This window comes from Streptomyces hiroshimensis, from assembly GCF_014650335.1.
Classification (GTDB): domain Bacteria; phylum Actinomycetota; class Actinomycetes; order Streptomycetales; family Streptomycetaceae; genus Streptomyces; species Streptomyces hiroshimensis.
This window is the reverse complement of the sequence record NZ_BMUT01000017.1, coordinates 122,808-145,060: the sequence shown is the minus strand read 5'-3', so window position 1 is coordinate 145,060 and position 22,253 is coordinate 122,808. Positions and strand designations below refer to the sequence as shown.

The following is a 22,253-nucleotide window of genomic DNA, read 5'->3' as shown; positions in this document are numbered from 1 at the left end:
CGGTTCCTCAAGCGGGAGTCTTCAGCAGCGGGGCGGGCGTCAGGCGCAGCGTCAGGAGGGGCGTCAACTCGGTGAAGCGGTGCGGGCGGTGCGCGGCGATCCCCGGCGGCGCCGGTGCGAGCGGCACGAGGAGATCGCCCGGCCCGGGCAGGCCCGAGGCGGCGTCGGCGGCGATGTCCCCGTGCAGCCAGAGCGTGAGCATGTAGAGCTCGGGCACGGACAGCAGCCGGGGCTGGTACGGCGTCGGGAGCGCCTCCGCCTGCCGCAGCGCGCGTTCCGTGGAGACGAGGTAAGGGCCCTCGCAGAAGTGTGAGAACGCCCAGCCGTCCGCGGTCTGCACCGTCTCTCCCGCGGCCACCGTGCGCCCGGAGCCGCGGATCAGGAACCGCCAGCCGGTGAGCCGGGTGCGCGGGGCGCCGCCGCGGCCCGTCGCCTGCTCCAGAACGTGGACGGGCAGCGGGAGTTCGGGGGTCAGCGGCCCTTGCGCGGCCTTCAGTGAGGGGGTGCGGGCCTCGCGGACGGCGGAGGGGGAACCGAGGGCGCTCAGAACACTGCGCAGGGCAGGCGCAGGGGCAGGGGGGACATGCAGCGGCATGGTGGGTCGCCTCTCACTTCGGAGACACGTGGTGCTTGGGCAGGGTGCGGACGACGCTGTCGGCGTGCGGGGTCAGAGGGGGGCCGGGACCGTACCGGCTGCCGGGGCCGTGGCGCCTACTCTCCGCCTCGTCCCCGAAGTTTATACGACACGTGTTCACATGGTGTTTCGGCTAGCTGTCGCCGGTATTTCCGGCAAGGGGATATCAGGGCCTTGTCGGAGGGTGATTTCGGTGATTCTGTGCCGAGTAGGGGCACGCCACCTCGTATTGTGCCCCGGGCAGGGTAGGCCGAATCTCGTCGGTGTTTATCACCAGCGGTATCACCAGCGCTATCGCCCGGGCTGTCGCAAAGCCCGGGCGGTCCGTCATGCCCACGGAATGTGCCACCGGATGCGTTGCCGAGAGCGTAGCGGGTATGTGGTCCCGGCGGGGCGTTATCGATCACATTGGCTGGGCATCATCGACCGTGACGCGAGCGGCCGGCGCCGCGGCGACCCACGTGAGGAGGGACCCTGCGATGGGGGACAAGGTCGTGGCCGGGGGCGTCGACCTCGCCGACCGACAGCGCCACCGGGCAAAGCTCCGGCAGTGCCTGGAAGCGCTGGGGAGGCTGCTGGAAGAGAAGCGTTTCGACCGTCCCAGGAATCTCATGGGCCTGGAGATCGAGCTGAATCTCGCGGGGGCCGACGGGATGCCGAGCATGGTGAACGCCGAAGTGCTGGAGCGTATCGCAAGCGGTGATTTCCAGACCGAACTCGGCCGGTTCAACCTGGAAGTGAACATTGTTCCGCACCGGCTGTCCGGAAGCGTCCTGGACCAGCTTGCCGAGGAGTTGCGGACGACTCTCTCCTATGCCGACCGGAAAGCCATGGAAGTCGATTCCGGAATCGTGATGATCGGCATTCTGCCGACCCTGGAGGACCGCCACCTGGTCTCGGCGAACCTCTCCGCGGACGAGCGCTACGCCATGCTGAACGCGCAGGTGGTGGCCGCGCGGGGCGAGCACTTCACGATCGACATCGAGGGCGTGGAGCGGCTGACGTGCACCGCGGAGTCGATCGCTCCCGAAGCCGCGTGCACCTCCGTGCAGTTGCACCTGCAAGTGACACCGGGGCGGTTCGCCGCCGTATGGAATTCCGCGCAGGCGGTGGCGGCCGCGCAGATCGCCGTCGGCGCCAACTCCCCCTTCCTCTTCGGCCGGGAGCTGTGGCGCGAGTCCCGGCCGCCGCTGTTCGTCCAGTCCACCGACACCCGCCCGCCCGAGCTCACGGCCCAGGGGGTGCGGCCGCGCACCTGGTTCGGCGAGCGCTGGATCGATTCTGCATATGAGCTGTTCGAGGAGAACCTGCGCTTCTTCCCCCCGGTGCTGCCGATCTCCGACGACGAGGAGCCGGTGCGCGTCCTGGAGGCGGGCGGAGTGCCGATGCTGCACGAGCTGACGCTGCACAACGGGACGGTCTACCGCTGGAACCGGCCCGTCTACGGGGTGGCCGACGGCGTACCGCACCTGCGCGTGGAGAACCGGGTGCTGCCCGCCGGCCCCACCGTCACCGACGTCATCGCCAACACCGCCTTCTACTACGGGCTGGTCAGGGCGCTCGCCGAGGAACCGCGGCCGGTGTGGACCAGGCTGCCGTTCCGCGTCGCCGCGGAGAACTTCGACGCCGCCTGCCGGCACGGCATCGACGCCTGGCTGCGCTGGCCGAGGGCGGGCCGGGCGGGGACGCTGGAACGGCGGCCGGCCGTCCGGCTCGTCCAGGAGGAGCTGCTGCCGCTTGCGGCGGCCGGGCTCGACGCCTGGGGCGTGGAGCCCTCCGACCGCGACCGCTACCTCGGGGTCATCGAGGGCCGCTGCCGAAGCCGCACCAACGGGGCGTCCTGGCAGGCCGCCACCTATCACCGCGCCCTGGAATACGGCATGGACCGCCACAAGGCGCTGGCCGTCACCACCCGGCGCTACTGCGAGCTGATGCGTACCGGTGAGCCGGTGCACACCTGGCCGGCGGGCCCCGGCGACTGACACGTCCTCCCCTCCCGTACCCCCTGGCCCACCGGCCACAGCGCGTCGGGCAAGCTGTGACGGCGGCCGCCTGCAGGGGCGGCGACCGGCAGGACGCCGCCCCACCGGCGGGGCGGGAGGAAGCGGAGGCACAGGTGCGGCAGAACGCGCAGGGCGAGGACGGCATCCTGCCCGGAGCCCGGACCGGCCCGCAGCCCGGCGCAGCCGCCCGGCGGCGCACGCTGCGCAGCGAGACGCTCCTGGTCCTGGCGCTGTCGCTCGGGGCCAGCGCGGTGTCGTCACTGATCAGCTTCGTCGGCGCGCTCACCAGGCCGGGCGGGCTCAAGGACCAGGCCGCCAACCTCAACGCCTCGCACGCCCCCGGCCGGCCCTGGCTCGACCTGTCGTGGCAGGTCTTCGGCATCGCGACGGCGCTGGTGCCCGTGTTCCTGGTGGCGCACCTGCTGCTGCGCGAGGGGGCGCCGGGCCTGCGCGCGGTCGGCCTCGACCGGGACCGCCCCGGATTCGACCTCACGCGCGGCACCGGGGTGGCGGCGGCCATCGGCGGCACCGGGCTGCTGTTCTACCTCGGCGTCCGGGCCGCGGGGTTCAACCTGACGGTGGTGCCGGAGTCGCTTCCCGACGTGTGGTGGAAGATCCCCGTCCTGATCGCCTCCGCCGTGCAGAACGCGGTGCTGGAGGAGGTCGTGGTCGTCGGGTACCTGCTGCGCCGGCTGGGACAGCTGGGCTGGACCCCGGTGGCGGCGCTGGCGGCGAGTGCCGCCCTGCGCGGTTCGTACCACCTCTACCAGGGCGTCGGCGGGCTCATCGGGAACATGGCGATGGGCGTGGTCTTCGTCCTGCTCTACCGGCGGTGGGGGCGGGTCGGGCCGCTGGTGGCCGCGCACGCGCTGATCGACATCGTGGCGTTCGTCGGATACGCGCTGCTCGCCGGCAAGGTGGGCTGGCTGCCGACGGCCTGACCCCGCCCCCGCCGCCGCTCCTGCAGCTACGCCGGCAGGCCGTTCCCGCTCACGCGAGCAGGTCGCCCTCGATGACCGTGACGGCCGAGCCGGTCAGCAGCGTGCGGTCGCCGCGCAGCCGGGTCCGCACCAGGCCGGTCCGGGCGGACGCCTGGAGGCCCGTCAGGTCGTCACGGCCCAGCCGCCCGGACCAGAAGGGGGCGAGCGCGGTGTGCGCACTGCCGGTCACGGGGTCCTCGTCGATACCGACGTTCGGGAAGAAGCAGCGCGAGACGTAGTCGTAGCCGCGCGCCGGGTCCTCGGCCGGGGCCGTGGCGATGATGCCCCGGCGCGAATGCCGGCCGAGGGCGCGGATGTCGGGCGCCAGGGACCGTACGGCCTTCTCGTCCGCCAGCTCGGCCACCAGGTCACCGATGTGCGGACCGGTGTCGTAGGTGCTGAGAACCTCCGCGCCCAGGGCTTCGGTCACCCCTTCGGGGAGGGCGACCGGAGTGAGCGGGGCGGTCGGGAAGTCCAGCGTGATCGAGCCGTCCTCGTGCGCCGTGGCGGTGAGGACGCCGCAGCGGGCGGCGAGGCGGACGGTGCCGGTGGCGACGCCCGTGGTGTGCAGGACGTGCGCGGTGGCGAGCGTGGCGTGGCCGCACATGTCGACCTCGGTGAGCGGCGTGAACCAGCGCAGCGCCCAGTCGGCGTCGTCCTGCGAGGTGCCGGCGAGCGGGTGGGCGAAGGCGGTCTCGGAGAGGTTGACCTCGGCGGCGACCCGCTGGAGCCGGTCGTCGCCGGGGAATTCCCCGGAGTCGAAGAGGACGACCCCGGCCGGGTTGCCGGCGAAGGGGCGGTCGGTGAAGGCGTCGACGATTCGAATGCGCATGGCCGGACGCTACGGGCGTGGAAGACCCGCAGGCCAGGGCCAACTCACGAGATGTGGCCCTGCAGGGAGCGCCGCGGCGGTGCGGGGGAAGCCGCGCAGGGGCATTGCCATAAGAACAGTCCCGATATATCGTTGAAGTGTCGCGACCGATCAACGACAGTGTTGATGATCGACGGTATGGAAGATCGGACGATGGGAGGAGCGCCATGCGGCGTTCTCGTGGACATGAGCACCATGGGCCCGGCCGTCACGGTTCGGGCGAATTCGACGGGCGGCGGGCGGCCTTCGGGCCCTTCGGGCCCGGTTTCGGGGGGCCGCCGTTCGGCGGCCCGTGGGGGCGCGGCCGGGGCGGTCGCGGGGGGCGTGCCCGCCGCGGTGACGTACGGGCCTCGATCCTGACCCTGCTGAAGGACCGCCCCATGCACGGCTACGAGATGATCCAGGAGATCGCCGAGCGCAGTGGCGGCGCCTGGAAGCCCAGCCCGGGGTCGGTCTATCCGACGCTGCAGATGCTGGAGGACGAGGGCCTGATCGAGAGTGCGAGCGAGGGCGGCAAGAAGCTGTTCAGCCTCACCGAGGCGGGCCTCGCCGAGGCCGAGGCCGGGCCCGACGCCCCCTGGGAGGACGCCGGTCGCGGCGTCGACTGGGAGGCGATGCAGGAGGTCCGGCAGGCGGGCTTCGGCCTCCTGGAGGCCTTCGGTCAGGTCTGGAAGTCCGGCACCCCCGAGCAGCGGCAGAAGGCTCTGGACGTGATCAATGAATCGCGCAAGAAGCTCTACCTCATCCTCGCCGACGAGGGCTGAGCCGACCGCGCGGCGGAGAAGGGGTGTTCCCGCGATCCTGCCGGGAACACCCCTGAGAACGATTCCGTGCCCGTCCTCCTCAGGGAGGAGGAAACGGCGGCCCGTACCCAACCGCCGTCGGATGCGCGAATGCTTCCCCACGGGGATGACCCGGCGGTTCGTGACTGATGGGGTGGGAGGGTGCAAAGCCGCGTAGGAGATACGGGGGCGACGTCCGTCGCCCGAGAAGGCCTGTTCAGCGCCGAACTGGCAGCGGCGGTCACGGGTGCCCGCAGGCGCGCCGTGCGGGACGGCGACCGGCAGGTCGACACCGCCCACCTGCTCCACACCCTGATGGAGTCGGACCCCGAGGTGTGCCGCGCCGTGGACGGCGGGGGCACGGGGCAGTCCGTGCGGCTGCTCGGCTACCTCGTCCAGCGCACCATCGGCTACGGGCTGCGCTGGAGCGGCACCGTCGAGGACTCCGGCTCGCTGCCCGTCCTCCTCGACTGCCGGGCGCCCGGCTGGTCGCCTGCCGCGGCCGCCGCCATGGAGGGCGCGTTCACCCGCGCCCGCGCGCGGGGTGACGACCGGGCGGAAGGGACGGACCTCCTCGCGATGCTCGCTCTCGACGGCCGTTGCCGCGCGGCGGAGGTCATGCGCCGGGCCGGAGTGGACACGGAGGTGCTCGCGGCCCGCCTCGAAGTGCCGGAAGTGTCATGAGTTCCGCGTGAGTTCCGGTCGGGCGGGTGCGCCGGGGGCCGATAGGGCTGTCATGAGTGTTCGGGGGTGACGGTCCTGTCATCTGCTGGCATGATGACCCGATGCATGCCTCTCAGGAGAGAAGCGCAGGCCTGGGCCTCGCCCTGGTCTCCGCGCTCGCGTTCGGCGGTTCCGGTGTCGCGGCCAAGCCGCTGATCCAGGCGGGTCTCGACCCGCTCCATGTGGTGTGGCTGCGGGCGGCCGGCGCCGCCCTGGTCCTGCTGCCCGTCGCATGGCGGCACCGCGCCCTCGTCACCCGCCGCCCCGCTCTCCTCGCTGGCTTCGGCTTGCTTGCCGTCGCCGGCGTCCAGGCGTGCTACTTCGGTGCGATATCCCGGATCCCGGTCGGCGTGGCCCTGCTCGTGGAGTACCTCGGCCCGGCGCTCCTGCTCGGCTGGGTGCGCTTCGTGCAGCGCCGGCCGGTCAGCCGTGCCGCCGCCGTGGGCGTGGCGCTCGCCGTGGCCGGGCTCGCGTGCGTGGTGGAAGTCTGGTCGGGCATGGGCTTCGACGCCGTGGGCCTGCTGCTCGCTCTCGGCGCCGCCTGCTGCCAGGTCGGCTACTTCGTGCTGTCCGACCACGGCGCGGACGACGAGGAGCCCGCCGACCCCGTCGGCGTCATCGCCTACGGACTGCTCATCGGGGCCCTGGTCCTCACGGTCGTCGCGCGCCCCTGGGGCATGGACTGGTCCGTGCTCGCCGGCAGCGCCCGGATCAGCGGGACCGGCGTGCCGGCCGTCCTGCTCCTCGCCTGGGTGGTGCTGATCGCCACGGTGGCCGCCTACGTCACCGGCGTGCTCGCCGTGCGCAGGCTCTCGCCGCAGGTGGCGGGCGTGGTCGCCTGCCTGGAGGCCGTGGTCGCCACGGTGCTGGCCTGGGTGCTGCTCGGCGAGCACCTCTCGCTGCCGCAGATCACCGGCGGCGCCCTGGTGCTGGTGGGTGCCTTCATCGCCCAGTCCTCCACGCCCAAGAAGGCCGCCGCGACGGTGGTGGCGCAGGGCGAGGGCGCAGCGGCGGACTCCGCGGCGGCCGCCGCCGGGCAGGGGGAGTTGCCCGCGGGAACCCGCCCGGCCTAGGGTGACGATCATGCACAAGACTGTTCTGCCGCCTCCCGCCGCCTAGCGCGGGCGGCCGCACCCGGAAGACCGGGCCCGGGGTGGAGCCCCCGGGCGGATCGCCGCTGCCCGCACACGGGACCAGCGATCACTTCACGTCTTCCCGCGGGAGAACAGTCATGCCCCGTTCCGCTCCGTCGTCCTGCCCGTCCACCGGGCGGCCCGAGCAACATTCCGTCCCTTCGGCAACCTTGGCACCCTCGGCCGCCTCGGCCTCCTTGTCCTCGCCGGCCCCGGCGAGCGGCATATCCATCGGCCGCGGTCTGCTCTACGTGGCCGTCGCGGCCACCTCTTGGGGGACCACCGGCGCCACCGCCGACCTCCTCATGGACGGCAGCGGCCTCGGCCCGGCCGCGCTGACCTTCTGGCGCACGGCGGGCGGCCTCGTCTTCCTGCTGGCCGCCCGGTTCCTGATGCTGCGCCGCACCGCCCGTACGCGCGACCGCGCCGTCCGGGCGTACGAGCCGTGGCCGCGCAGAGCGGCGCGCGTCCTCGTGACGGGCACCGGCCTGACGGTCTTCCAGACGGCCTACTTCGCGGCCGTGGAGGCGACCGGGATCGCCGTCGGCACCGTGGTCACCCTGGGCGCCTCGCCCGTCCTCGTCGCCCTCGGCGGCCGGCTGCTCATGGGGGAACGGCTCGGCGCCGGAGGCGTCACGGCCGTGGGCGGGGCCTGCGCCGGGCTGGCCGTGCTGATGCTCGGCAACGACGGCACGGGCGCGGTGCGCCCGGCGGGGGTGGCGCTCGCGCTGCTCTCCGCCGCCGGATACGCCGTCGTGACCGTCTACGCGCGCGTCCTGGAGCGCGAGCAGCGGGCCACGGACCCCTTCACCACGACCGTGACCTCCTTCGCGGTCGGCACCGTGCAGCTCCTGCCCCTGGCGGCCGCCGAGGGGCTGTGGCCGCAGGACGGGCACCTGGGCCGCACGCTCGCGCTGGGGGCCTATCTCGTGACGGTGCCGACGGCGCTGGCCTACGGCCTGTTCTTCGCGGGGCTCGTGGTGGTGCGGGCCACCACGGTGTCGGTGATCACGCTGCTGGAGCCGGTGACGGCGGCGGTCATCGCCGTGACCCTGCTCGGCGAGCACCTCACGGCCGCGACCGCGCTCGGCACGGCCGTGCTGCTGTGCGCCGTGGCGGCGCTGGCCGCCGCGGAGGCACGCGGTCAGGCTGCGCCGGCGCCCGTGGAACCGCCTGTGGAGCGGCCCGCGGAGCCGTCCGCGCAGTCGTCCGGGGAACCGCTCGGTGAGCCGCTCGTGGATCCGTTCGGCGCTTCGCTCACAGAACGGTGATGTAGTCGGGCACGGGGGTGCCGGGCGCGAGGTGCTTGTCGGGTATCGGCGTGCCGTACGCGGGGGCGACGGGGACGAGGCCGCTCCAGTGGGGGAGAGGCAGATCCTCGATCTCGTCGTTGACGCCCCCGGTGCGCATCTTCGCGGAGACTTCGGAGAGGTCGACGCGGAGCACGGCCGTCGCCGCGAGCTCCTTGGCCGAGGCCGGGCGGCAGTCCGCCGCCCGGCCCGGTGTGACCTGCTCCACCAGGGCGTCGAGGGCCGCGCGCTTCTCCTGCTCCTCGGTCACCTGCCGGGCGGTCCCGTGCACCACGACCGAGCGGTAGTTGAGGGAGTGGTGGAAGGCGGAGCGCGCGAGGACGAGGGCGTCGACGTGAGTGACCGTCACGCAGACCGGCATGCCCGCGTCCTCCGCGCGGCCCGCGCTGCGCAGCGGGCGCGAGCCCGTCGAGCCGTGCACGTAGAGGCGGTCGCCGATGCGCCCATAGAGCGTCGGCAGGACGACCGGCGCCCCGTCGCGCACGAAGCCGAGATGGCAGACGTACCCCGCGTCGAGGATCGCGTGCACGACCTCGCGGTCGTACGAGGCGCGCTCGCGGGCGCGGGTCGGGGTGGTCCGTTCGGTCTGCTCGTACGCGGCGGGCGGCGCAACAGTCATTGCGAACTCCATTGCACTAGTGCATAATCTTCTTTGTGCTAGGAGACTATCGGATCGAAGGTCGTCGCGCAGCAGAGATTTCCGCGAGCGTGGAGCGCGGCGTGGGCGCCGGCAAGCTGGCCCCTGGGGAACTACTCCCGCCCATGAGGGAGTTGGCGGTCGAGCTGGGGGTCAATCCCAATACGGTCGCCGCCGCCTATCGCACGCTGCGGGAGCGCGGAGTGATCGAGACTGCCGGGCGCCGCGGCAGCCGTGTGCGTCACCGCCCGGCCAGCACGGCCCGCGAGCTCATCCACGTCGAGGCTCCCGAGGGCGTCCGGGACGTCTCGGCGGGCAATCCCGATCCGGCTCTGCTGCCCCCGCTCGGCGAGGCGCTCGCGGCTGCCGCCGCGCGGGCCGCCGAGGCCCCCGCGCTGTACGGAGCCCCGGCCGTCGGCACCGAGCTGGAGCGGTTCGCCCGGGCGGCCTTCGATGCCGACGGCGTGCCCGGCGGGCCGCTCGCCGTCACTTCCGGCGCGCTCGACGCCATCGAGCGCGTGCTCGCCGTGCATCTGCGGCCGGGCGACGCCGTCGCGGTCGAGGATCCCGGCTGGGGCAGCCTCCTCGACCTGGTCCCGGCCCTCGGGCTGCGCGCCGTCCCCCTGCCCGTCGATGACGACGGCCCGCTGCCGGAGGCCGCGGACCGGGTGCTGCAGCAGGGAGCGCGAGCGGTCATCGTCACCGGCCGGGCGCAGAATCCCACGGGCGCCGTGGTCGGCGAGGCCCGTGCGCGCGAGCTGCGCGCCGTGCTCTCCGGCCATCCGCAGGCGCTGCTCATCGAGGACGATCACGGCCACGGGATCGTCGATCTGCCGCTGAACACCCTCACGGGGTGCACCGACCACTGGGTCGTCGTGCGCTCCGTCGCCAAGGCGTACGGGCCGGATCTGCGGCTCGCGGTGCTCACGGGCGACGCCGTCACCGTGGACCGGGTGCGCGGCCGGCAGCGGCTGGGCCCCGGCTGGGTCAGTCACATCCTGCAGGACGCCGTCGTGCACCTGTGGCGCAGCGGCGCGGTGGATGCGGCGCAGGTCTCCGCCGCGTACGGGCGCCGCCGCGACCCGCTCGTCCGGGCCCTGCGCGAGCGCGGGATCGCGGCGCACGGGCGCAGCGGGATGAACGTATGGCTGCCCGTGCCCGACGAGACGGCGGCGGTCGCGCGGCTGCTGCACGCGGGGTGGGCGGTCGCGCCGGGCGCCCGGTTCAGGCTCGCATCACCCCCGGCGGTGCGGCTGACCGTCTCGGGCCTGGCCGTCGACGAGATAGAGCCGGGCGCGGATGCCCTGGCATCCGCGACCCGCCCCTCGGCGGCAGGGCGCTACGACTGACGGCCCCGCCGCCCCGCCCGGTGGCTTCCGGGCCCTGTCCTGAGCCCTGCCCTGGGCCCTGTTACTGGTCCCTGTTCCGGGACTTGCTCCGTGCCTTGCTCTGTGACTTGCCCTGGGTGAGGGCGGCGCCCGCCAGCACGATCAGGGCGCCCACGGGGGTGTTCCAGCTGAGCGTCTCCCCGAGGAAGGCCACACCGGCGATGGTCGCCACGACCGGGACGAGATAGGTGATCATGGTCGCCGTCGTGGGCCCGACCTCGGCGACCAGCCCGTACTGCACGAGGAAGGCCAGGCCCGTGCCCAGCGCCCCGAGGGCGAGGACGGCCAGCAGCGGCACGGCGGGGAAGGAGGTCGGCACCGGCGCGAACACCGGGGCGACGACGGCGAGCTGGGCCGTGCCCAGCAGCAGCTGCGCGCCGGACTTCGACAGGTTGGAGTCACCGGTGTCGGCCAGGGTGCGCCGGACGTAGATCCAGCCGACCGCGTAGCTGGCGGCGGCGACGAGGGCCATCACCGTGCCCACGGCGTCCTGCCCCGAGAAGCCCTGCCAGACCCCGAGCACCGTCAGCACACCGGCGAAGCCGATGGCCAGCCCCGCGAAGCGGCGCCGGGTCGGCCGGTCCTCGGAGAGGGCCACGAGCGAGAGGAGCATGCCCCACAGCGGGGTCGTGGCGTTGCAGATGCCGGCGAGGGTGGAGGGGATGCGCAGCTCGGCGTAGGCGAAGAGCGTGAAGGGCAGGGCGTTGAGCAGGAACGCCGCAACGGCCAGATGGCCCCAGGTGCGCGCGGCGCGCGGCAGGCGCTCCCGCTTCACGGCCAGCGTCGCGACGAGCACCGCCGCGCCGAAGAACATCCGGCCGAAGGAGACGAACAGCGGCGAGAAGCCGTCCGTGCCGAGCTTGATGAACAGGAAGCTGCATCCCCAGATGAGGGCGAGCGCACCGAAGCGGATTCTCCAGTCCACGGCGGGGCGGCCCCGCTGCCGGGCCGCGGGCGAAACAGGGGAAGCCGGGGGAGCGGTGACGGCCGACGGAGCGGAGGAGCCGGTGGAGCTGGAGGAGCCGGAGCTTGCAGTGGTGCGCATGACCATAAGAATGGCCGCGCCCACGCCTTAGAACAAGTAAATATAAGCGTGGGGTATCACGTAGGGTTGCTTATATGTTGAACCTGGAGCGCCTGCGCACCCTCAATGCCGTCGCCCGCCACGGTTCCGTCAGCGCCGCGGCGGACGGGCTGCATGTGACGACGTCCGCCGTCTCGCAGCAGCTCGCCAAGCTGGAGCGGGAGACCGGCCAGCAGCTGCTGGCCAAGCACGGCCGCGGAGTGCGGCTCACCGACGCCGGGCGGCTGCTCGCCGACCACGCCTCGCGGATCCTCTCGCAGGTCGAGCTCGCCCAGGCCGACCTCGAGGCGCAGCGCGGGCAGGCCGTCGGCGAGCTGCTCCTCGGCGCCTTCCCCACGGCCGCCCGCGGTCTCTTCCCGGCCGCCCTCGCCGGGCTGCGCACCGCCCACCCCCAGCTGCGGGCCCGGCTGGAGGAGATGGAGCCCGAGGAGGCCGTGCCCCGGGTGGTCCGCGGCGACGTCGACCTCGCGGTCGTCCTCGACTGGTACAACAAGCCGCTGCCGATGCCGGACGGGCTGGCCAAGGCCCCGATCCTCGACGACATCGCCGACGTGGCGATGCCGGTGGACCACCCGCTGGCCGGCCGGGAGGAGGTCGACCTGGAAGATTTCGCCGACGACGACTGGGTCTCCTGGCCCCGCGGCGAGTTCTGCCACGACTGGCTGATGCTCACCCTGCGCGGAAAGGGCATCGAGCCCCGCATCTCCCACATGGCCGAGGAGCACCACACGCAGCTCGCCCTGATCGCGGCCGGGCTGGGCGTCGCCGTCGCCCCGCGGCTCGGGCGCGGCCCCGTCCCGGAGGGGGTGCGCGTGGTGCCCGTGCGGCACACCGTACGCCGTCACGTCTACGCGATCTGGCGCGCGGACGCGGACCGGCGGCCGTCCATCCGCGCGGCGGTCGAGGCGCTGAGGGCGGCGGGGGAGGCGATGGCGGGTTCCGCCTAGCCGCCCGGAGTGCCTGCAGTGCCTGGAGTGCCCGGCGCGCCCGGCAGCTTGCGGAAGTCCCAGGACACGACCGCCTCCGGCAGCAGCCGGAGCCAGGCGTGGCGGCCGTCGTACGGCATGGACGGCAGGCCCCCGAAGTACTTGGCGGTGAACAGCGCCTCCGGCGCGGCGAGCTCCGGGCAGGGATCACCCGTGCGCGGGGCCTCGCCGACGAAGGCGGCCGTGCCCGACAGCTCCGCCCCGCGCAGCTCCCCGTACTCCCGCCCGTCGTCCACCAGCACCGCGATCCGCGCGTCGCGCCGCAGCTGCGCCCACCGGCGGCTGCAGACGATCGAGTACAGCCACACCGCGGATCCGTCCCAGGCGAACCACAGCGCGCTGAGGTGCGGATGCCCGTCCCGCCCCACCGTGGCCACCCGGCAGGTGCGCTGCCCGGCGAGGAAGGAGTCCAGCTCCGGCCGCGTCATCATGATCCGGCGGCCCCGCCGCTGGGTGGCGCCCGTGCCCATGCCGCGCCCGCCGCCGCCGGTGCCCTCGAAGCCCGTGCCGATGCCCATGCCCGTCCCCGCTTCCTCCCCGCGCCCCGATATCTGACCGAGCGTCAGAAAGTGTGAGCCCCTTCCCCCTCCGGCGCAATGCCCGTTACCCTCACGCGGCCCGGCCCTCACCCGCCGGACACCGGCCCCAGGAGGGAGCGACCAGCATGGCGCCGCCGGATCCGCCCGCCGAGCGGCTCGACCCCGCGACGACCGTGCTGCTCACCGTCGAGTGCCAGAGCGGCGTCGTCGGCCCCGACAGCGCCCTGCCCGAGCTCGCGGCCGCCGCCCGCGCCTCCGGCGCCCTCGTGAACATCGCCCGCCTGGTCGCGGGCGCGCACGACGCGGGCGTCCAGGTCGTGCACGCCATCGCCGAGCGCCGCCCCGACGGCCGCGGCGCCAGCCGCAACGCCCGCCTGTTCCGTGCGGCCGAGCGGCTGCCCGTACAGCAGCTGACCGGTACCCGCGCGGTCCGCGTCGCCGACCCGATCCCGGTCGGCGACGCGGACCTCGTCGTCCGGCGGCTGCACGGGCTCTCGCCGCTGGCGGGCACGGGCGTGGACGCCCTCCTGCGCAACCTCGGCTGCCGCACCCTCGTCGTCACCGGCGTCTCGGCCAACGTGGCCGTCCCCAACACCGTCTTCGACGCCGTCAACCTCGGCTACACGGCCGTCGTCCCCGCCGACGCCATCGCCGGCGTGCCCGCGGACTACACCGCCGCCATGGTCAGCCACACCCTGGCGCTCGTCGCCACCGTCACCACGGCCGAGGCCGTCCTGCGCGGCTGGCGGAGCACGCCCCGGAGCGGCTGACGCAGGGCTGCGGCGCCCGGGCTCACCCCAGGTGCAGCGAGCCGTCGTGGACCGAGACCTGCTCCTCGGGGAGCGGCCGCGGCGCCGGGCCGCCCTTCACGCTGCCGTCCGCGACGGCGAACCTGCTCCCGTGGCAGGGACAGTTGATGGTGCCCCCGGAGACCTCCTTGACCAGGCACCCCTGGTGGGTGCAGACCGCCGAGAAGGCCTTGAACTCGCCCTTGGCCGGCTGGGTCACCACCACTTTCCGGTCCGCGAAGACCTTGCCGCCGCCCTCGGGGATGTCCGAGACCTTCCCGAGCTCCCCTTCCTTGTCCTTGCCCTGGCCCTTGTCCTCGGCCTGGCCCTTGTCCTCGTTGTCGCCGCCCCCTCCGCCGCACGCGGCGAGCACGGTGACGAGACCGGCGGCCCCCGCCGCCGCGACGACGCTGCGGCGGGTCGAGCCGCGCGGGGCCCGGGAGGCGGCGGGACTGGTGGAGTCCGTGGAGCCGGTGGGTGCCGTGGATCCGGCGGAAGCGGGGGAAGCGGTCCGTGACGTGTGGTTCATGTTCGCTCCTCTGAACGTGCAGGTTCAGGCAGTCGTACGGAGCCGGTGCCGCCCGCGTTCAAAGGGCTGCCGAAGCCCCCCAGTAGCCTGGGGCAATGCTCCCCGAAGTCACAGCCACCCGATACGTGACACCGTTGCGTGAGGGCGGCTCGCTCCCCGGCATCGTCGAGGCCGACGATCTCGGTACGTACGTCATGAAATTCACCGGTGCGGGTCAGGGCCGCAAGACGCTGGTCGCCGAGGTCGTCTGCGGACAGCTCGGCCGCGCCCTCGGCCTGCGCGTCCCGGACCTGGCACGCATCCAGCTCGACCCGGTCATCGGCCGCGGCGAGCCGGACCAGGAGGTGCAAGGGCTGCTCAAGGCCAGCGGCGGGCTCAACCTCGCCATGGACTTCCTGCCCGGCGCGCTCGGCTTCGACCCGCTCGCCTTCGAGGTCGGCGCGGCCGAGGCCGGCCGTGTGATCTGGTTCGACGCGCTCATCAACAACGTCGACCGCTCCTGGCGCAACCCGAACCTGCTCGTGTGGCACGGCGAGCTGTGGCTCATCGACCACGGCGCCACCATGATCTGGCACCACAACTGGCCGGGTGCGGCCGCGGCCGCGGGCAAGGCCTACGACGCCTCCGACCACGTCCTCGCCACCTTCGGCCCGGACCTCGCCGCGGCCGCGGCCGAGCTCGCGCCGCGCGTCACCGAGGAACTGCTGACCGAGGTCGCCGCCGACGTGCCCGACGAGTGGCTCGCGGACGAGCCGGGCTTCGACGGCCCCGACGCGGTGCGCCGGGCCTACGTCGAGGTGCTGCTGGAGCGGGCGAAGGGCATCGGCGACCGGATCACGGTCGGCGAACGCAGCAAGGACAAGCCCTCGCAGGCGCCGGAGTGGGTGCGTGTCAGGCTCGACGGAAGGGCCGGGACGTGACCGGGCGCCACAACGGACGCGAAGTATTCGAGTACGCGCTGCTGCGGGTCGTCCCGCGCGTCGAGCGCGGTGAGCAGATCAACGCCGGGGTCGTCGTCTACTGCCAGGCCAAGGGCTACGTCGCCGCCCGCGTCCACCTGGACGAGGCGCGGCTGCTGGCCCTCGACCCGACGGCGGACGTGGCGGGCGTGCGCGCCGCGCTCTGCGCCGTCGAGGGCGTCTGCCTCGGCGGGGAGCGCGCCGGGCAGGCCGCCGGGGACGACCCGGGGCGCCGCTTCCGCTGGCTGATCGCTCCCCGCAGTACGGTCGTACAGCCCGGCCCCGTGCACGCCGGCCTGACGGCGGATCCGGAGAGCGAGCCGGAGCGGCTGCTGGACCTGCTGGTGAGGTGAGGTGCAAGGCGTGCGGGAAGGCGTTGACAGCGGGTGGCGGGGCTTCTAGCGTCTGATCCGCCGAAGCTACTAAGCGGTTGCTCACCCGTCCGGCCGGGCGCCGGGCGGGCGGGCCGCCTTCGAGGTGAGGAGATCCCCGTATGCCTGAGTCCGAGCAGCGCGTGGCCGTCGTCACGGGCGCGGCCCGCGGCATCGGCGCCGCGACCGCCCTGCGCCTGGCCCGGGAGGGCCGCGCGGTCGCCGTCCTCGACCTCGACGAGGAGGCCTGCGCGGGCACCGTCGAGCAGATCACCGCGGCGGGCGGCCGGGCCCTCGCCGTCGGCTGCGACGTCTCCGACGCCGACCGGGTGGACGCCGCCGTCACCCGGATCGCCGCCGAGCTGGGCGCGCCGCTCATCCTCGTCAACAACGCGGGCGTGACCCGTGACAACCTGCTGTTCAAGATGAGCGAGAGCGACTGGGACACCGTCATGAGCGTGCACCTGCGGGGCGCGTTCCTGATGTCGCGCGCCTGCCAGAAGCACATGGTGGACGCGCGCTTCGGCCGCATAGTCAACCTCTCCAGCAGCTCCGCCCTCGGCAACCGCGGCCAGGCCAACTACGCCGCCGCCAAGGCCGGCGTGCAGGGCCTGACCAAGTCGCTCGCCAAGGAGCTCGGGAAGTTCGGCATCACCGCCAACTCCGTCGCCCCCGGCTTCATCGCCACCGAGATGACGGCCGCCACCGCGGCCCGCCTCGGCATGACCTTCGAGGACTTCAAGGCCGCCGCGGCGACGCAGATCCCGGTGGAGCGCGTGGGCGAGCCCGAGGACATCGCCAACGCCGTCGCCTTCTTCACCGGCGAGGAGGCGGGCTTCGTCTCGGGACAGGTGCTGTACGTGGCCGGCGGACCGCTCAACTGACAGGAAGCACGGAGATGACTGCACAGCAGGAGCAGGAGCAGGAGCAGCGGGGGCAGGCCGGGCGGCAGGACACCGGCAGGGTCGCCCTCGTCACCGGCGCGAGCCGCGGCATCGGCTACGGCATCGCGCAGGCGCTCGTCGCCCGCGGCGACCGCGTCGTGATCACCGGCCGCAACGAGGACGCCCTCAAGCAGGCCGTGGAGTCGCTCGGCGCGGGCCGGGCGATCGGCATCGCGGGCAAGGCCCACGACGAGGCCCACCAGGCCGCCGCCGTGCAGCACGCGATGGAGGAGTTCGGCCGCATCGACTACCTGGTCAACAACGCCGGGACGAACCCCGTGTTCGGCCCCATGGCGGAGCTCGACCTCGGCGTCGCCCGCAAGGTCTTCGAGACCAATGTGATCTCCGCCCTCGGCTTCGCGCAGCAGACGTGGCGGGCGTGGCAGAAGGACCACGGCGGTGCGATCGTCAATATCGCCTCCGTCGCCGGGATCTCCGCCTCCCCGTTCGTCGGGGCGTACGGCATGAGCAAGGCCGCGATGGTCAACCTCACGCTGCAGCTCGCGCACGAGTTCGCCCCGGGGGTGCGGGTCAACTCCATCGCGCCGGCCGTCGTCAAGACGAAGTTCGCCGCCGCCCTCTACGAGGGGCGCGAGGAGGAGGTCGTGGCCTCGTACCCGCTCGGCCGCCTCGGCGTCCCCGAGGACATCGGGGGAGCGGCCGCGTTCCTGCTCTCGGACGACGCGGGGTGGATCACCGGGCAGACCCTCGTCGTGGACGGCGGGATCTTCCTGAACGCGGGGTTCTGAGGCCGGGGCGGCACCGGGTGCGGGGGCGGGCGGCGGCCGTTGTCAGTGGTCGCCGGTAAGTTCTTCCACGAGAACGGAACGAACCCCGGAGGTTGTTGACGTGACCGTCACCGACGTGCTGCCCCAGTCCTGGCACGGTGTCCTCGCCGAGGAGCTGGACAAGCCCTACTTCAAGGAGCTCACCGACTTCGTGGAGGAGGAGCGCACGAAGGCGCCGGTGTACCCGCCGCGCGGGGAGGTCTTCGCAGCCCTGGAAGCCACCCCGTACGACCAGGTCAAGGTCCTCATCCTCGGCCAGGACCCCTACCACGGCGCGGGCCAGGGCCACGGCCTGTGCTTCTCCGTCCGCCCCGGCGTGAAGACCCCGCCCTCCCTGCGCAACATCTACAAGGAGATGCGCGAGGAGCTCGGCTATGACGTCCCGGACAACGGCTATCTCCAGCCGTGGGCCGAGCAGGGCGTCCTGCTGCTCAACGCCGTGCTGACGGTCCGTGGCGGGGAGCCCAATTCCCACAAGGGCAAGGGCTGGGAGAAGTTCACCGACGCGGTCATCCGCGCCGTGGCGTCCCGGCCCGACCCGGCCGTCTTCGTGCTCTGGGGCAACTACGCCCAGAAGAAGCTGCCCCTGATCGACGAGAGCCGGCACGTCGTGGTCAAGGGCGCCCACCCGTCGCCGCTGTCGGCGAAGAAGTTCTTCGGCAGCCGACCCTTCAGCCAGATCAACGAGGCGGTCGCGGCCCAGGGCCACGAGCCCATCGACTGGCGCATCCCCGACCTGGCGGCCGTGCCGGCCGTCTGACCGCGCCCGGCCGCCCCGCGGCGGTGCGTCAGTGCCCGTACACCGAGTCGCAGATCCGTGACGCGTCGCCGCCCTGCTGCCAGCGCCCGTGCTGCCGGCCCAGCGCGCAGACATTGTTGTTACGGGCACGGGGTGCGGGCGCCTGCGCCGGTGGCGGCGCCTGCGCGGGCGGCGGCGCTTCCCGGCGGGAAGCGGATGCGGGCGGGGAGTCGGCGGTGCGCTGCTCCGACGGCGAGGAGGGCACCTCGCTCCGCGGGAAGGACGGGCTGAGGTCCGGGGATGCGGGCCGGTCCGGCGAGGCCCACGGGCGGCCCGCCCTCCGGGGCGGGTGCGAGATCCGCGGGAAGCCGGAGGAGCGCGACGGCTCCGCTTCGCCGTCGGACGGCCGCAGCTCCGGGGCGTCGCCGAAGCCGTAGGGATCCGCCCGGTCGTGGTGGTCCCCGGCGCCGGAGCGGCCGGAGGGGGTGATCGCGCCCTCCGGGCCCGATGCGCCCCCGGCCGTGGCGGCTCTCGGGTCCTGCCCGGGAGCCGTGGGCACGGGCGCTCCGTCGGGACCCGTGGTGATCAGATCCTCGCGGGCGGGACCGGGCAGGAGCTCGCCCGTCCGGGAGTGGCCCGGCGGGCGGGGCGGGGAGTGGGAGGCGGGCGGCTGGGAGACGGACACACACCCGGCGGCCGCCATCGCCACCGCCGCCATGACCGTCACTGCAGGCAGTCGATGCACTCGCTCAACTCTGCTGTGCGGTCGTCCGCATTGGGAATTACCCGCACGGGTGATGTGCGATCATGCGTCCGGCATGGCTCAGGCGCCGGTCGCCCCGTCGATCCGCTCACGGATGAGGTCGGCGTGGCCGTTGTGGCGCGCGTACTCCTCGATCATGTGCATGTAGATCCACCGCAGGTCGAATTCCTTGTTGCGGTGCGGGGCGAAGCCGCGGTCGTCCAGCGAGCGCCCGCGCGCCGCCTCCCGGGCCGCGGCGATCTCCGCCTGCCAGGTGGCGTAGGCCTCCTCCCAGCCGTCCGCCTCCGTGACCTCCAGGTCCCGGTCCGGATCCTCGTCGGAGTAGTAGATCGGCCCGGCCTCCTCGCGGGCCAGACACCGGCGGAACCAGCTGCGCTCGACGTCGGCCATGTGCCGGACGAGACCCATGAGGCTCATCGAGGACGGCGGCGCGGAGGCCTCGCGCAGCTGCGCCTCGTCCAGGCCCGCGCACTTGAGGGCCAGCGTGGCGCGGTGGAAGTCGAGCCAGCTCTCCAGGCTGGTGCGCTCGTCGGAGACGGTGGGGGGCTGGGGACGCTCAGGAACGATCATGGCGGTCATCCTGGCGTCCCCGTGCCGCCCGCGCCAGAGGTTTTCGCCGGCGCCCTTCCGTACGCCCGTATGCTTCCCAAACGAAGGCACGTACCAGGGAGGCACTGTGAAGGTCGGCTGCATCGGGCTCGGAGACATCGCACAGAAGGCCTACCTTCCGGTGCTCGCCACCCGGCCCGGCCTCGAACTCCACCTCCACACCCGCACCCCCGCCACGCTCGCGCGCGTCGCCGACGCCCACCGCATCCCCGGGGCCCAGCGCCACACCGACCTCGACGCGCTGCTCGCGGCGGGCCTCGACGCCGCCTTCGTCCACGCCGCGACCGCGGCCCACCCCGAGCTCGTCACCCGCCTCCTCGAAGCCGGCGTTCCGGTCTACGTCGACAAGCCCCTCGCCTACGAGCTCGCCACCAGCGAGCGGCTCGTGCGCCTCGCCCGGGAGCGGGGCGTCAGCCTGATGGTCGGCTTCAACCGCCGCTACGCGCCGTCCTACACCCAGTGCCTGGACCACCCGCGCGACCTGATCCTGATGCAGAAGAACCGCGTCGGGCTGGCCGAGGACCCGCGCACCCTCGTGCTCGACGACTTCATTCACGTCGTCGACACCCTGCGCTTCCTCGTCCCCGGGCCCGTCGAGCACGTGGACGTGCGCGCCCGCGTCCGCGACGGCCTCATGCACCACGTCGTGCTCCAGCTCTCCGGCGACGGCTTCACGGCCATCGGCTCCATGAACCGGATGAGCGGCTCCACCGAGGAGATCCTGGAGGTCTCCGGGCAGGACACCAAGCGGCAGGTCCTCAACCTCTCCGAGGTGATCGACCACAAGGGACAGCCCAGCGTCCGCAGGCGCGGCGACTGGGTGCCCGTCTCCCGGCAGCGCGGCATCGAGCAGACCGTCCTCGCCTTCCTCGACGCGGTGCAGGCGGGCAAGCTGCTCGACGCCGAGGACGCGCTGCTCACCCACGAGCTGTGCGAGCGCATCGTCAACGACGCTCTGCAGCAGGCTTCCTGACACGACGTCGCACCAGACGGACGCCCTCGGCGGCGCACGTGCAGACGATCACTGCAAAGGACGCCAGGACGATCCAGTCCCCGTACCGGACGTAGGGGCTCGTGCCGCGGGCCAGCGGCACCTCGTACACGGCGGAGGCGCTGCGGTCGGTGCCGAGCGGGGTTCCGGCCGCCCGGCCCCGCGGACCGGCGACCGTGCTCACCCCCGTCAGCGTCGCGTGCACCACCGGCCGCCAGCTCTCGGCGGCCCGCAGCGCGGCGAGCGAGGCGTGCTGCGGCGGGGCCCAGCTGTGCTGGAACGTCGAGGTGGAGGACTGCGCCACGATCACCTGGGCGCCGTCGCGCGCCAGCTGCCGGCTCATGTCGGGAAAGGCCGACTCGAAGCACACCAGCGGACCGATCCGCAGGCCCGCCGGGGCGGAGGGGGAAGCGGGCAGCCGCATCACCACGGGGCGTTCGCCGCGCCTGCGGTCCTCGCCGGCCGCCTTGCCCACCGACGTCGCCCAGCCGAGAACCGACCGCGCCGGCACGTACTCCCCGAACGGCACGAGCCGCATCTTGTCGTAGCGGTCGCCGGTCGGGCCGCCGGGGCCGACGAGCACGGAACTCTTGAAGATGCCGGGCCGGTCCGAGCGGCGCGCGTCGACGTTGACGAGGAGGTCCGCGCCCACCGCGCGGGAGAGCGCCGTAAGCCGGTTCCGCAGGTCGGGGCGCTGCACGAGATCGTCGCCCACGCTGCTCTCGCCCCATACGACGAGGTCCACCCGCTGCCCGGCCAGCTTCCTGGTGAGCTCCTCCTGGCGGTCGAACCGCCGTTGGACGTTGCCCGCCCCGTCGACGACGCCCGGCTGCACGAGCGCGATCCGGACGGTGCCCGCAGCGCGCGGCGAAGGCGCCCACACCCACACCCCGGCGACGACCGCTGCGCAGCAGACCAGACCGACTAGTCCGGTGATACGCGCGCGAGAAGCCCAAATGACCGTGGAAACGGCGGTGTTGAGGGCCACGAGGAGGAAACTAACCAGCCAGATCCCACCCGTTGAAGCGAGCTTCAGGGCCGGTGCCACCTGCCACTGGCTCGCCCCGAACAGACCCCACGGTCCGCCCAAATACTCCCATGAACGGGCAAGTTCGACCATCAACCAGCCGGAAGGGATGACCACGAGGGCCGCGGCGGCCCGCGCGGGCCCCGGGGAACCGCCCAGCAGCCGCTTGACCAGCACGCCCCACGGCGCCCACAACAGCCCCAGCAGCGCGGCCAGCACCAGGATGAAGACGTGCAGGCTCGGCAGCAGCCAGTGGTGCACGGCGAGCAGGAATCCGCCACCGCCGAGCCAGCCGTCGAGCGCCGCCCGCCGCGCGCCCGGCGCCGTACGGATCAGGGACAGCCAGGGCACGAGAGCCACGTAGGCCAGCCACCACAGCGAAGGCGTGGGAAACGTGAGGGCGGGCAGCGCTCCCGCCCCCACTGCCGCAGCCGCCCGTGGCCAGGGCCGGGTCAGCAGCCGGGCGTACGGGCCGTCCGGCGGTTGCGTCGTCATGGCGTGCCTCCCTGGGCCCGAACGGTCGCCGGCCGTCGTAGATCGTCGATCATTCGTCCGCGTGACGCGTGAGCGAGATCCGGCCAAACCCTTATGTTTTCGAACAGCGGAGGATCATGGGGAAAAAACTCCGACATCGGGGTGCAATATTCCACCGTCGCCTCTCATGGGAAAAGCTCT

General features: G+C 73.2%; 24 protein-coding genes. 15 read left to right on the top strand and 9 right to left on the bottom strand.

Features of this window, described 5'->3' with window-relative positions; translation table 11 throughout:
• Positions 1-7 precede the first annotated feature (7 nt).
• A complete protein-coding gene (locus IE241_RS30160; RefSeq protein ID WP_190025024.1) occupies positions 8-595 on the bottom strand; it encodes a hypothetical protein in 588 nt (195 codons plus the stop codon).
• A 518-nt stretch (positions 596-1,113) separates the two neighbouring features.
• On the opposite strand from IE241_RS30160, the gene IE241_RS30155 reads away from it, so the two are divergent.
• Together IE241_RS30155 and IE241_RS30150 are read left to right on the top strand one after the other, a co-directional pair.
• Positions 1,114-2,616 (top strand): glutamate-cysteine ligase family protein, encoded by a 1,503-nt coding sequence (locus IE241_RS30155; RefSeq protein ID WP_190025023.1) that lies wholly within the window; start codon positions 1,114-1,116, stop codon positions 2,614-2,616.
• Positions 2,617-2,780: 164 nt separating this feature from the next.
• On the top strand, positions 2,781-3,578 hold the full coding sequence (locus tag IE241_RS30150) for a CPBP family intramembrane glutamic endopeptidase (RefSeq protein WP_190025045.1): 798 nt from the start codon (positions 2,781-2,783) through the stop codon (positions 3,576-3,578).
• Between the two features lie 49 nt (positions 3,579-3,627).
• Here the strand turns inward: IE241_RS30150 and IE241_RS30145 are convergent, their stop codons facing one another.
• A complete protein-coding gene (locus tag IE241_RS30145) occupies positions 3,628-4,449 on the bottom strand; it encodes a PhzF family phenazine biosynthesis protein (RefSeq protein ID WP_190025022.1) in 822 nt (273 codons plus the stop codon).
• Positions 4,450-4,655: 206 nt separating this feature from the next.
• Here IE241_RS30145 and IE241_RS30140 point away from each other — a divergent pair, with 206 nt between their 5' ends.
• The 4 genes from IE241_RS30140 (at position 4,656) to IE241_RS30125 (ending at position 8,397) form a co-directional block, all read left to right on the top strand.
• Positions 4,656-5,252, top strand: a complete 597-nt coding sequence (locus IE241_RS30140; RefSeq protein WP_190025021.1) for a PadR family transcriptional regulator — start codon at positions 4,656-4,658, stop codon at positions 5,250-5,252.
• A 180-nt stretch (positions 5,253-5,432) separates the two neighbouring features.
• Positions 5,433-5,954, top strand: a complete 522-nt coding sequence (locus tag IE241_RS30135; protein WP_229900037.1) for a Clp protease N-terminal domain-containing protein — start codon at positions 5,433-5,435, stop codon at positions 5,952-5,954.
• 101 nt (positions 5,955-6,055) lie between these two features.
• On the top strand, positions 6,056-7,066 hold the full coding sequence (locus IE241_RS30130; protein WP_190025020.1) for an EamA family transporter: 1,011 nt from the start codon (positions 6,056-6,058) through the stop codon (positions 7,064-7,066).
• A 230-nt stretch (positions 7,067-7,296) separates the two neighbouring features.
• Positions 7,297-8,397 carry a DMT family transporter gene (locus tag IE241_RS30125; protein WP_373300803.1) on the top strand — a complete coding sequence of 367 codons (1,101 nt, stop codon included), beginning with the start codon at positions 7,297-7,299 and terminating at the stop codon, positions 8,395-8,397.
• Here the strand turns inward: IE241_RS30125 and IE241_RS30120 are convergent.
• Positions 8,384-9,055: a pyridoxamine 5'-phosphate oxidase family protein gene (locus IE241_RS30120; RefSeq protein ID WP_229900035.1), complete on the bottom strand. Its 672-nt coding sequence runs from the start codon at positions 9,053-9,055 to the stop codon at positions 8,384-8,386. The two genes, IE241_RS30125 and IE241_RS30120, sit on opposite strands and share 14 nt — an antisense overlap.
• Before the next feature lie 35 nt (positions 9,056-9,090).
• Here IE241_RS30120 and IE241_RS30115 point away from each other — a divergent pair, with 35 nt between their 5' ends.
• Positions 9,091-10,422: an aminotransferase class I/II-fold pyridoxal phosphate-dependent enzyme gene (locus IE241_RS30115; protein ID WP_190025017.1), complete on the top strand. Its 1,332-nt coding sequence runs from the start codon at positions 9,091-9,093 to the stop codon at positions 10,420-10,422.
• Between the two features lie 61 nt (positions 10,423-10,483).
• Here the strand turns inward: IE241_RS30115 and IE241_RS30110 are convergent, their stop codons facing one another.
• Positions 10,484-11,506 carry a DMT family transporter gene (locus tag IE241_RS30110; RefSeq protein ID WP_190025016.1) on the bottom strand — a complete coding sequence of 341 codons (1,023 nt, stop codon included), beginning with the start codon at positions 11,504-11,506 and terminating at the stop codon, positions 10,484-10,486.
• 74 nt (positions 11,507-11,580) lie between these two features.
• Here IE241_RS30110 and IE241_RS30105 point away from each other — a divergent pair, with 74 nt between their 5' ends.
• Positions 11,581-12,492, top strand: a complete 912-nt coding sequence (locus IE241_RS30105; RefSeq protein ID WP_190025015.1) for a LysR family transcriptional regulator — start codon at positions 11,581-11,583, stop codon at positions 12,490-12,492.
• Here the strand turns inward: IE241_RS30105 and IE241_RS30100 are convergent.
• Positions 12,489-13,001, bottom strand: a complete 513-nt coding sequence (locus IE241_RS30100; RefSeq protein WP_190025043.1) for a pyridoxamine 5'-phosphate oxidase family protein — start codon at positions 12,999-13,001, stop codon at positions 12,489-12,491. The two genes, IE241_RS30105 and IE241_RS30100, sit on opposite strands and share 4 nt — an antisense overlap.
• A gap of 194 nt (positions 13,002-13,195) precedes the next feature.
• On the opposite strand from IE241_RS30100, the gene IE241_RS30095 reads away from it, so the two are divergent.
• Entirely contained in the window at positions 13,196-13,840 is a 645-nt protein-coding gene (locus IE241_RS30095; protein ID WP_190025014.1) for a cysteine hydrolase family protein, read from the top strand.
• A gap of 22 nt (positions 13,841-13,862) precedes the next feature.
• On the opposite strand, the gene IE241_RS30090 is transcribed toward IE241_RS30095, so the two are convergent.
• Entirely contained in the window at positions 13,863-14,387 is a 525-nt protein-coding gene (locus IE241_RS30090) for a Rieske (2Fe-2S) protein (RefSeq protein ID WP_190025013.1), read from the bottom strand.
• Positions 14,388-14,482: 95 nt separating this feature from the next.
• Here IE241_RS30090 and IE241_RS30085 point away from each other — a divergent pair, with 95 nt between their 5' ends.
• From IE241_RS30085 to IE241_RS30065, 5 genes are all read left to right on the top strand, one after another.
• On the top strand, positions 14,483-15,307 hold the full coding sequence (locus tag IE241_RS30085; RefSeq protein ID WP_190025012.1) for a HipA family kinase: 825 nt from the start codon (positions 14,483-14,485) through the stop codon (positions 15,305-15,307).
• Positions 15,304-15,699, top strand: a complete 396-nt coding sequence (locus IE241_RS30080) for a DUF3037 domain-containing protein (protein WP_058041356.1) — start codon at positions 15,304-15,306, stop codon at positions 15,697-15,699. Before IE241_RS30085 ends, IE241_RS30080 begins: the two co-directional genes overlap by 4 nt.
• Before the next feature lie 140 nt (positions 15,700-15,839).
• On the top strand, positions 15,840-16,601 hold the full coding sequence (gene fabG / locus IE241_RS30075; protein ID WP_190025011.1) for a 3-oxoacyl-ACP reductase FabG: 762 nt from the start codon (positions 15,840-15,842) through the stop codon (positions 16,599-16,601).
• 14 nt (positions 16,602-16,615) lie between these two features.
• Positions 16,616-17,410, top strand: a complete 795-nt coding sequence (locus tag IE241_RS30070) for an SDR family oxidoreductase (RefSeq protein ID WP_190025010.1) — start codon at positions 16,616-16,618, stop codon at positions 17,408-17,410.
• Between the two features lie 100 nt (positions 17,411-17,510).
• Complete coding sequence (locus IE241_RS30065; RefSeq protein ID WP_190025009.1) at positions 17,511-18,209, top strand: uracil-DNA glycosylase; 699 nt, start codon at positions 17,511-17,513, stop codon at positions 18,207-18,209.
• A 28-nt stretch (positions 18,210-18,237) separates the two neighbouring features.
• Here the strand turns inward: IE241_RS30065 and IE241_RS30060 are convergent, their stop codons facing one another.
• Together IE241_RS30060 and IE241_RS30055 are read right to left on the bottom strand one after the other, a co-directional pair.
• On the bottom strand, positions 18,238-18,933 hold the full coding sequence (locus IE241_RS30060) for a hypothetical protein (RefSeq protein WP_190025008.1): 696 nt from the start codon (positions 18,931-18,933) through the stop codon (positions 18,238-18,240).
• A gap of 78 nt (positions 18,934-19,011) precedes the next feature.
• On the bottom strand, positions 19,012-19,521 hold the full coding sequence (locus tag IE241_RS30055) for a DinB family protein (protein ID WP_190025007.1): 510 nt from the start codon (positions 19,519-19,521) through the stop codon (positions 19,012-19,014).
• Positions 19,522-19,627: 106 nt separating this feature from the next.
• On the opposite strand from IE241_RS30055, the gene IE241_RS30050 reads away from it, so the two are divergent.
• Complete coding sequence (locus IE241_RS30050; protein WP_190025006.1) at positions 19,628-20,533, top strand: Gfo/Idh/MocA family protein; 906 nt, start codon at positions 19,628-19,630, stop codon at positions 20,531-20,533.
• Here IE241_RS30050 and lnt read toward each other — a convergent pair.
• Complete coding sequence (gene lnt / locus IE241_RS30045) at positions 20,505-22,073, bottom strand: apolipoprotein N-acyltransferase (protein ID WP_190025005.1); 1,569 nt, start codon at positions 22,071-22,073, stop codon at positions 20,505-20,507. The genes IE241_RS30050 and lnt overlap by 29 nt on opposite strands.
• Positions 22,074-22,253 lie beyond the last annotated feature (180 nt).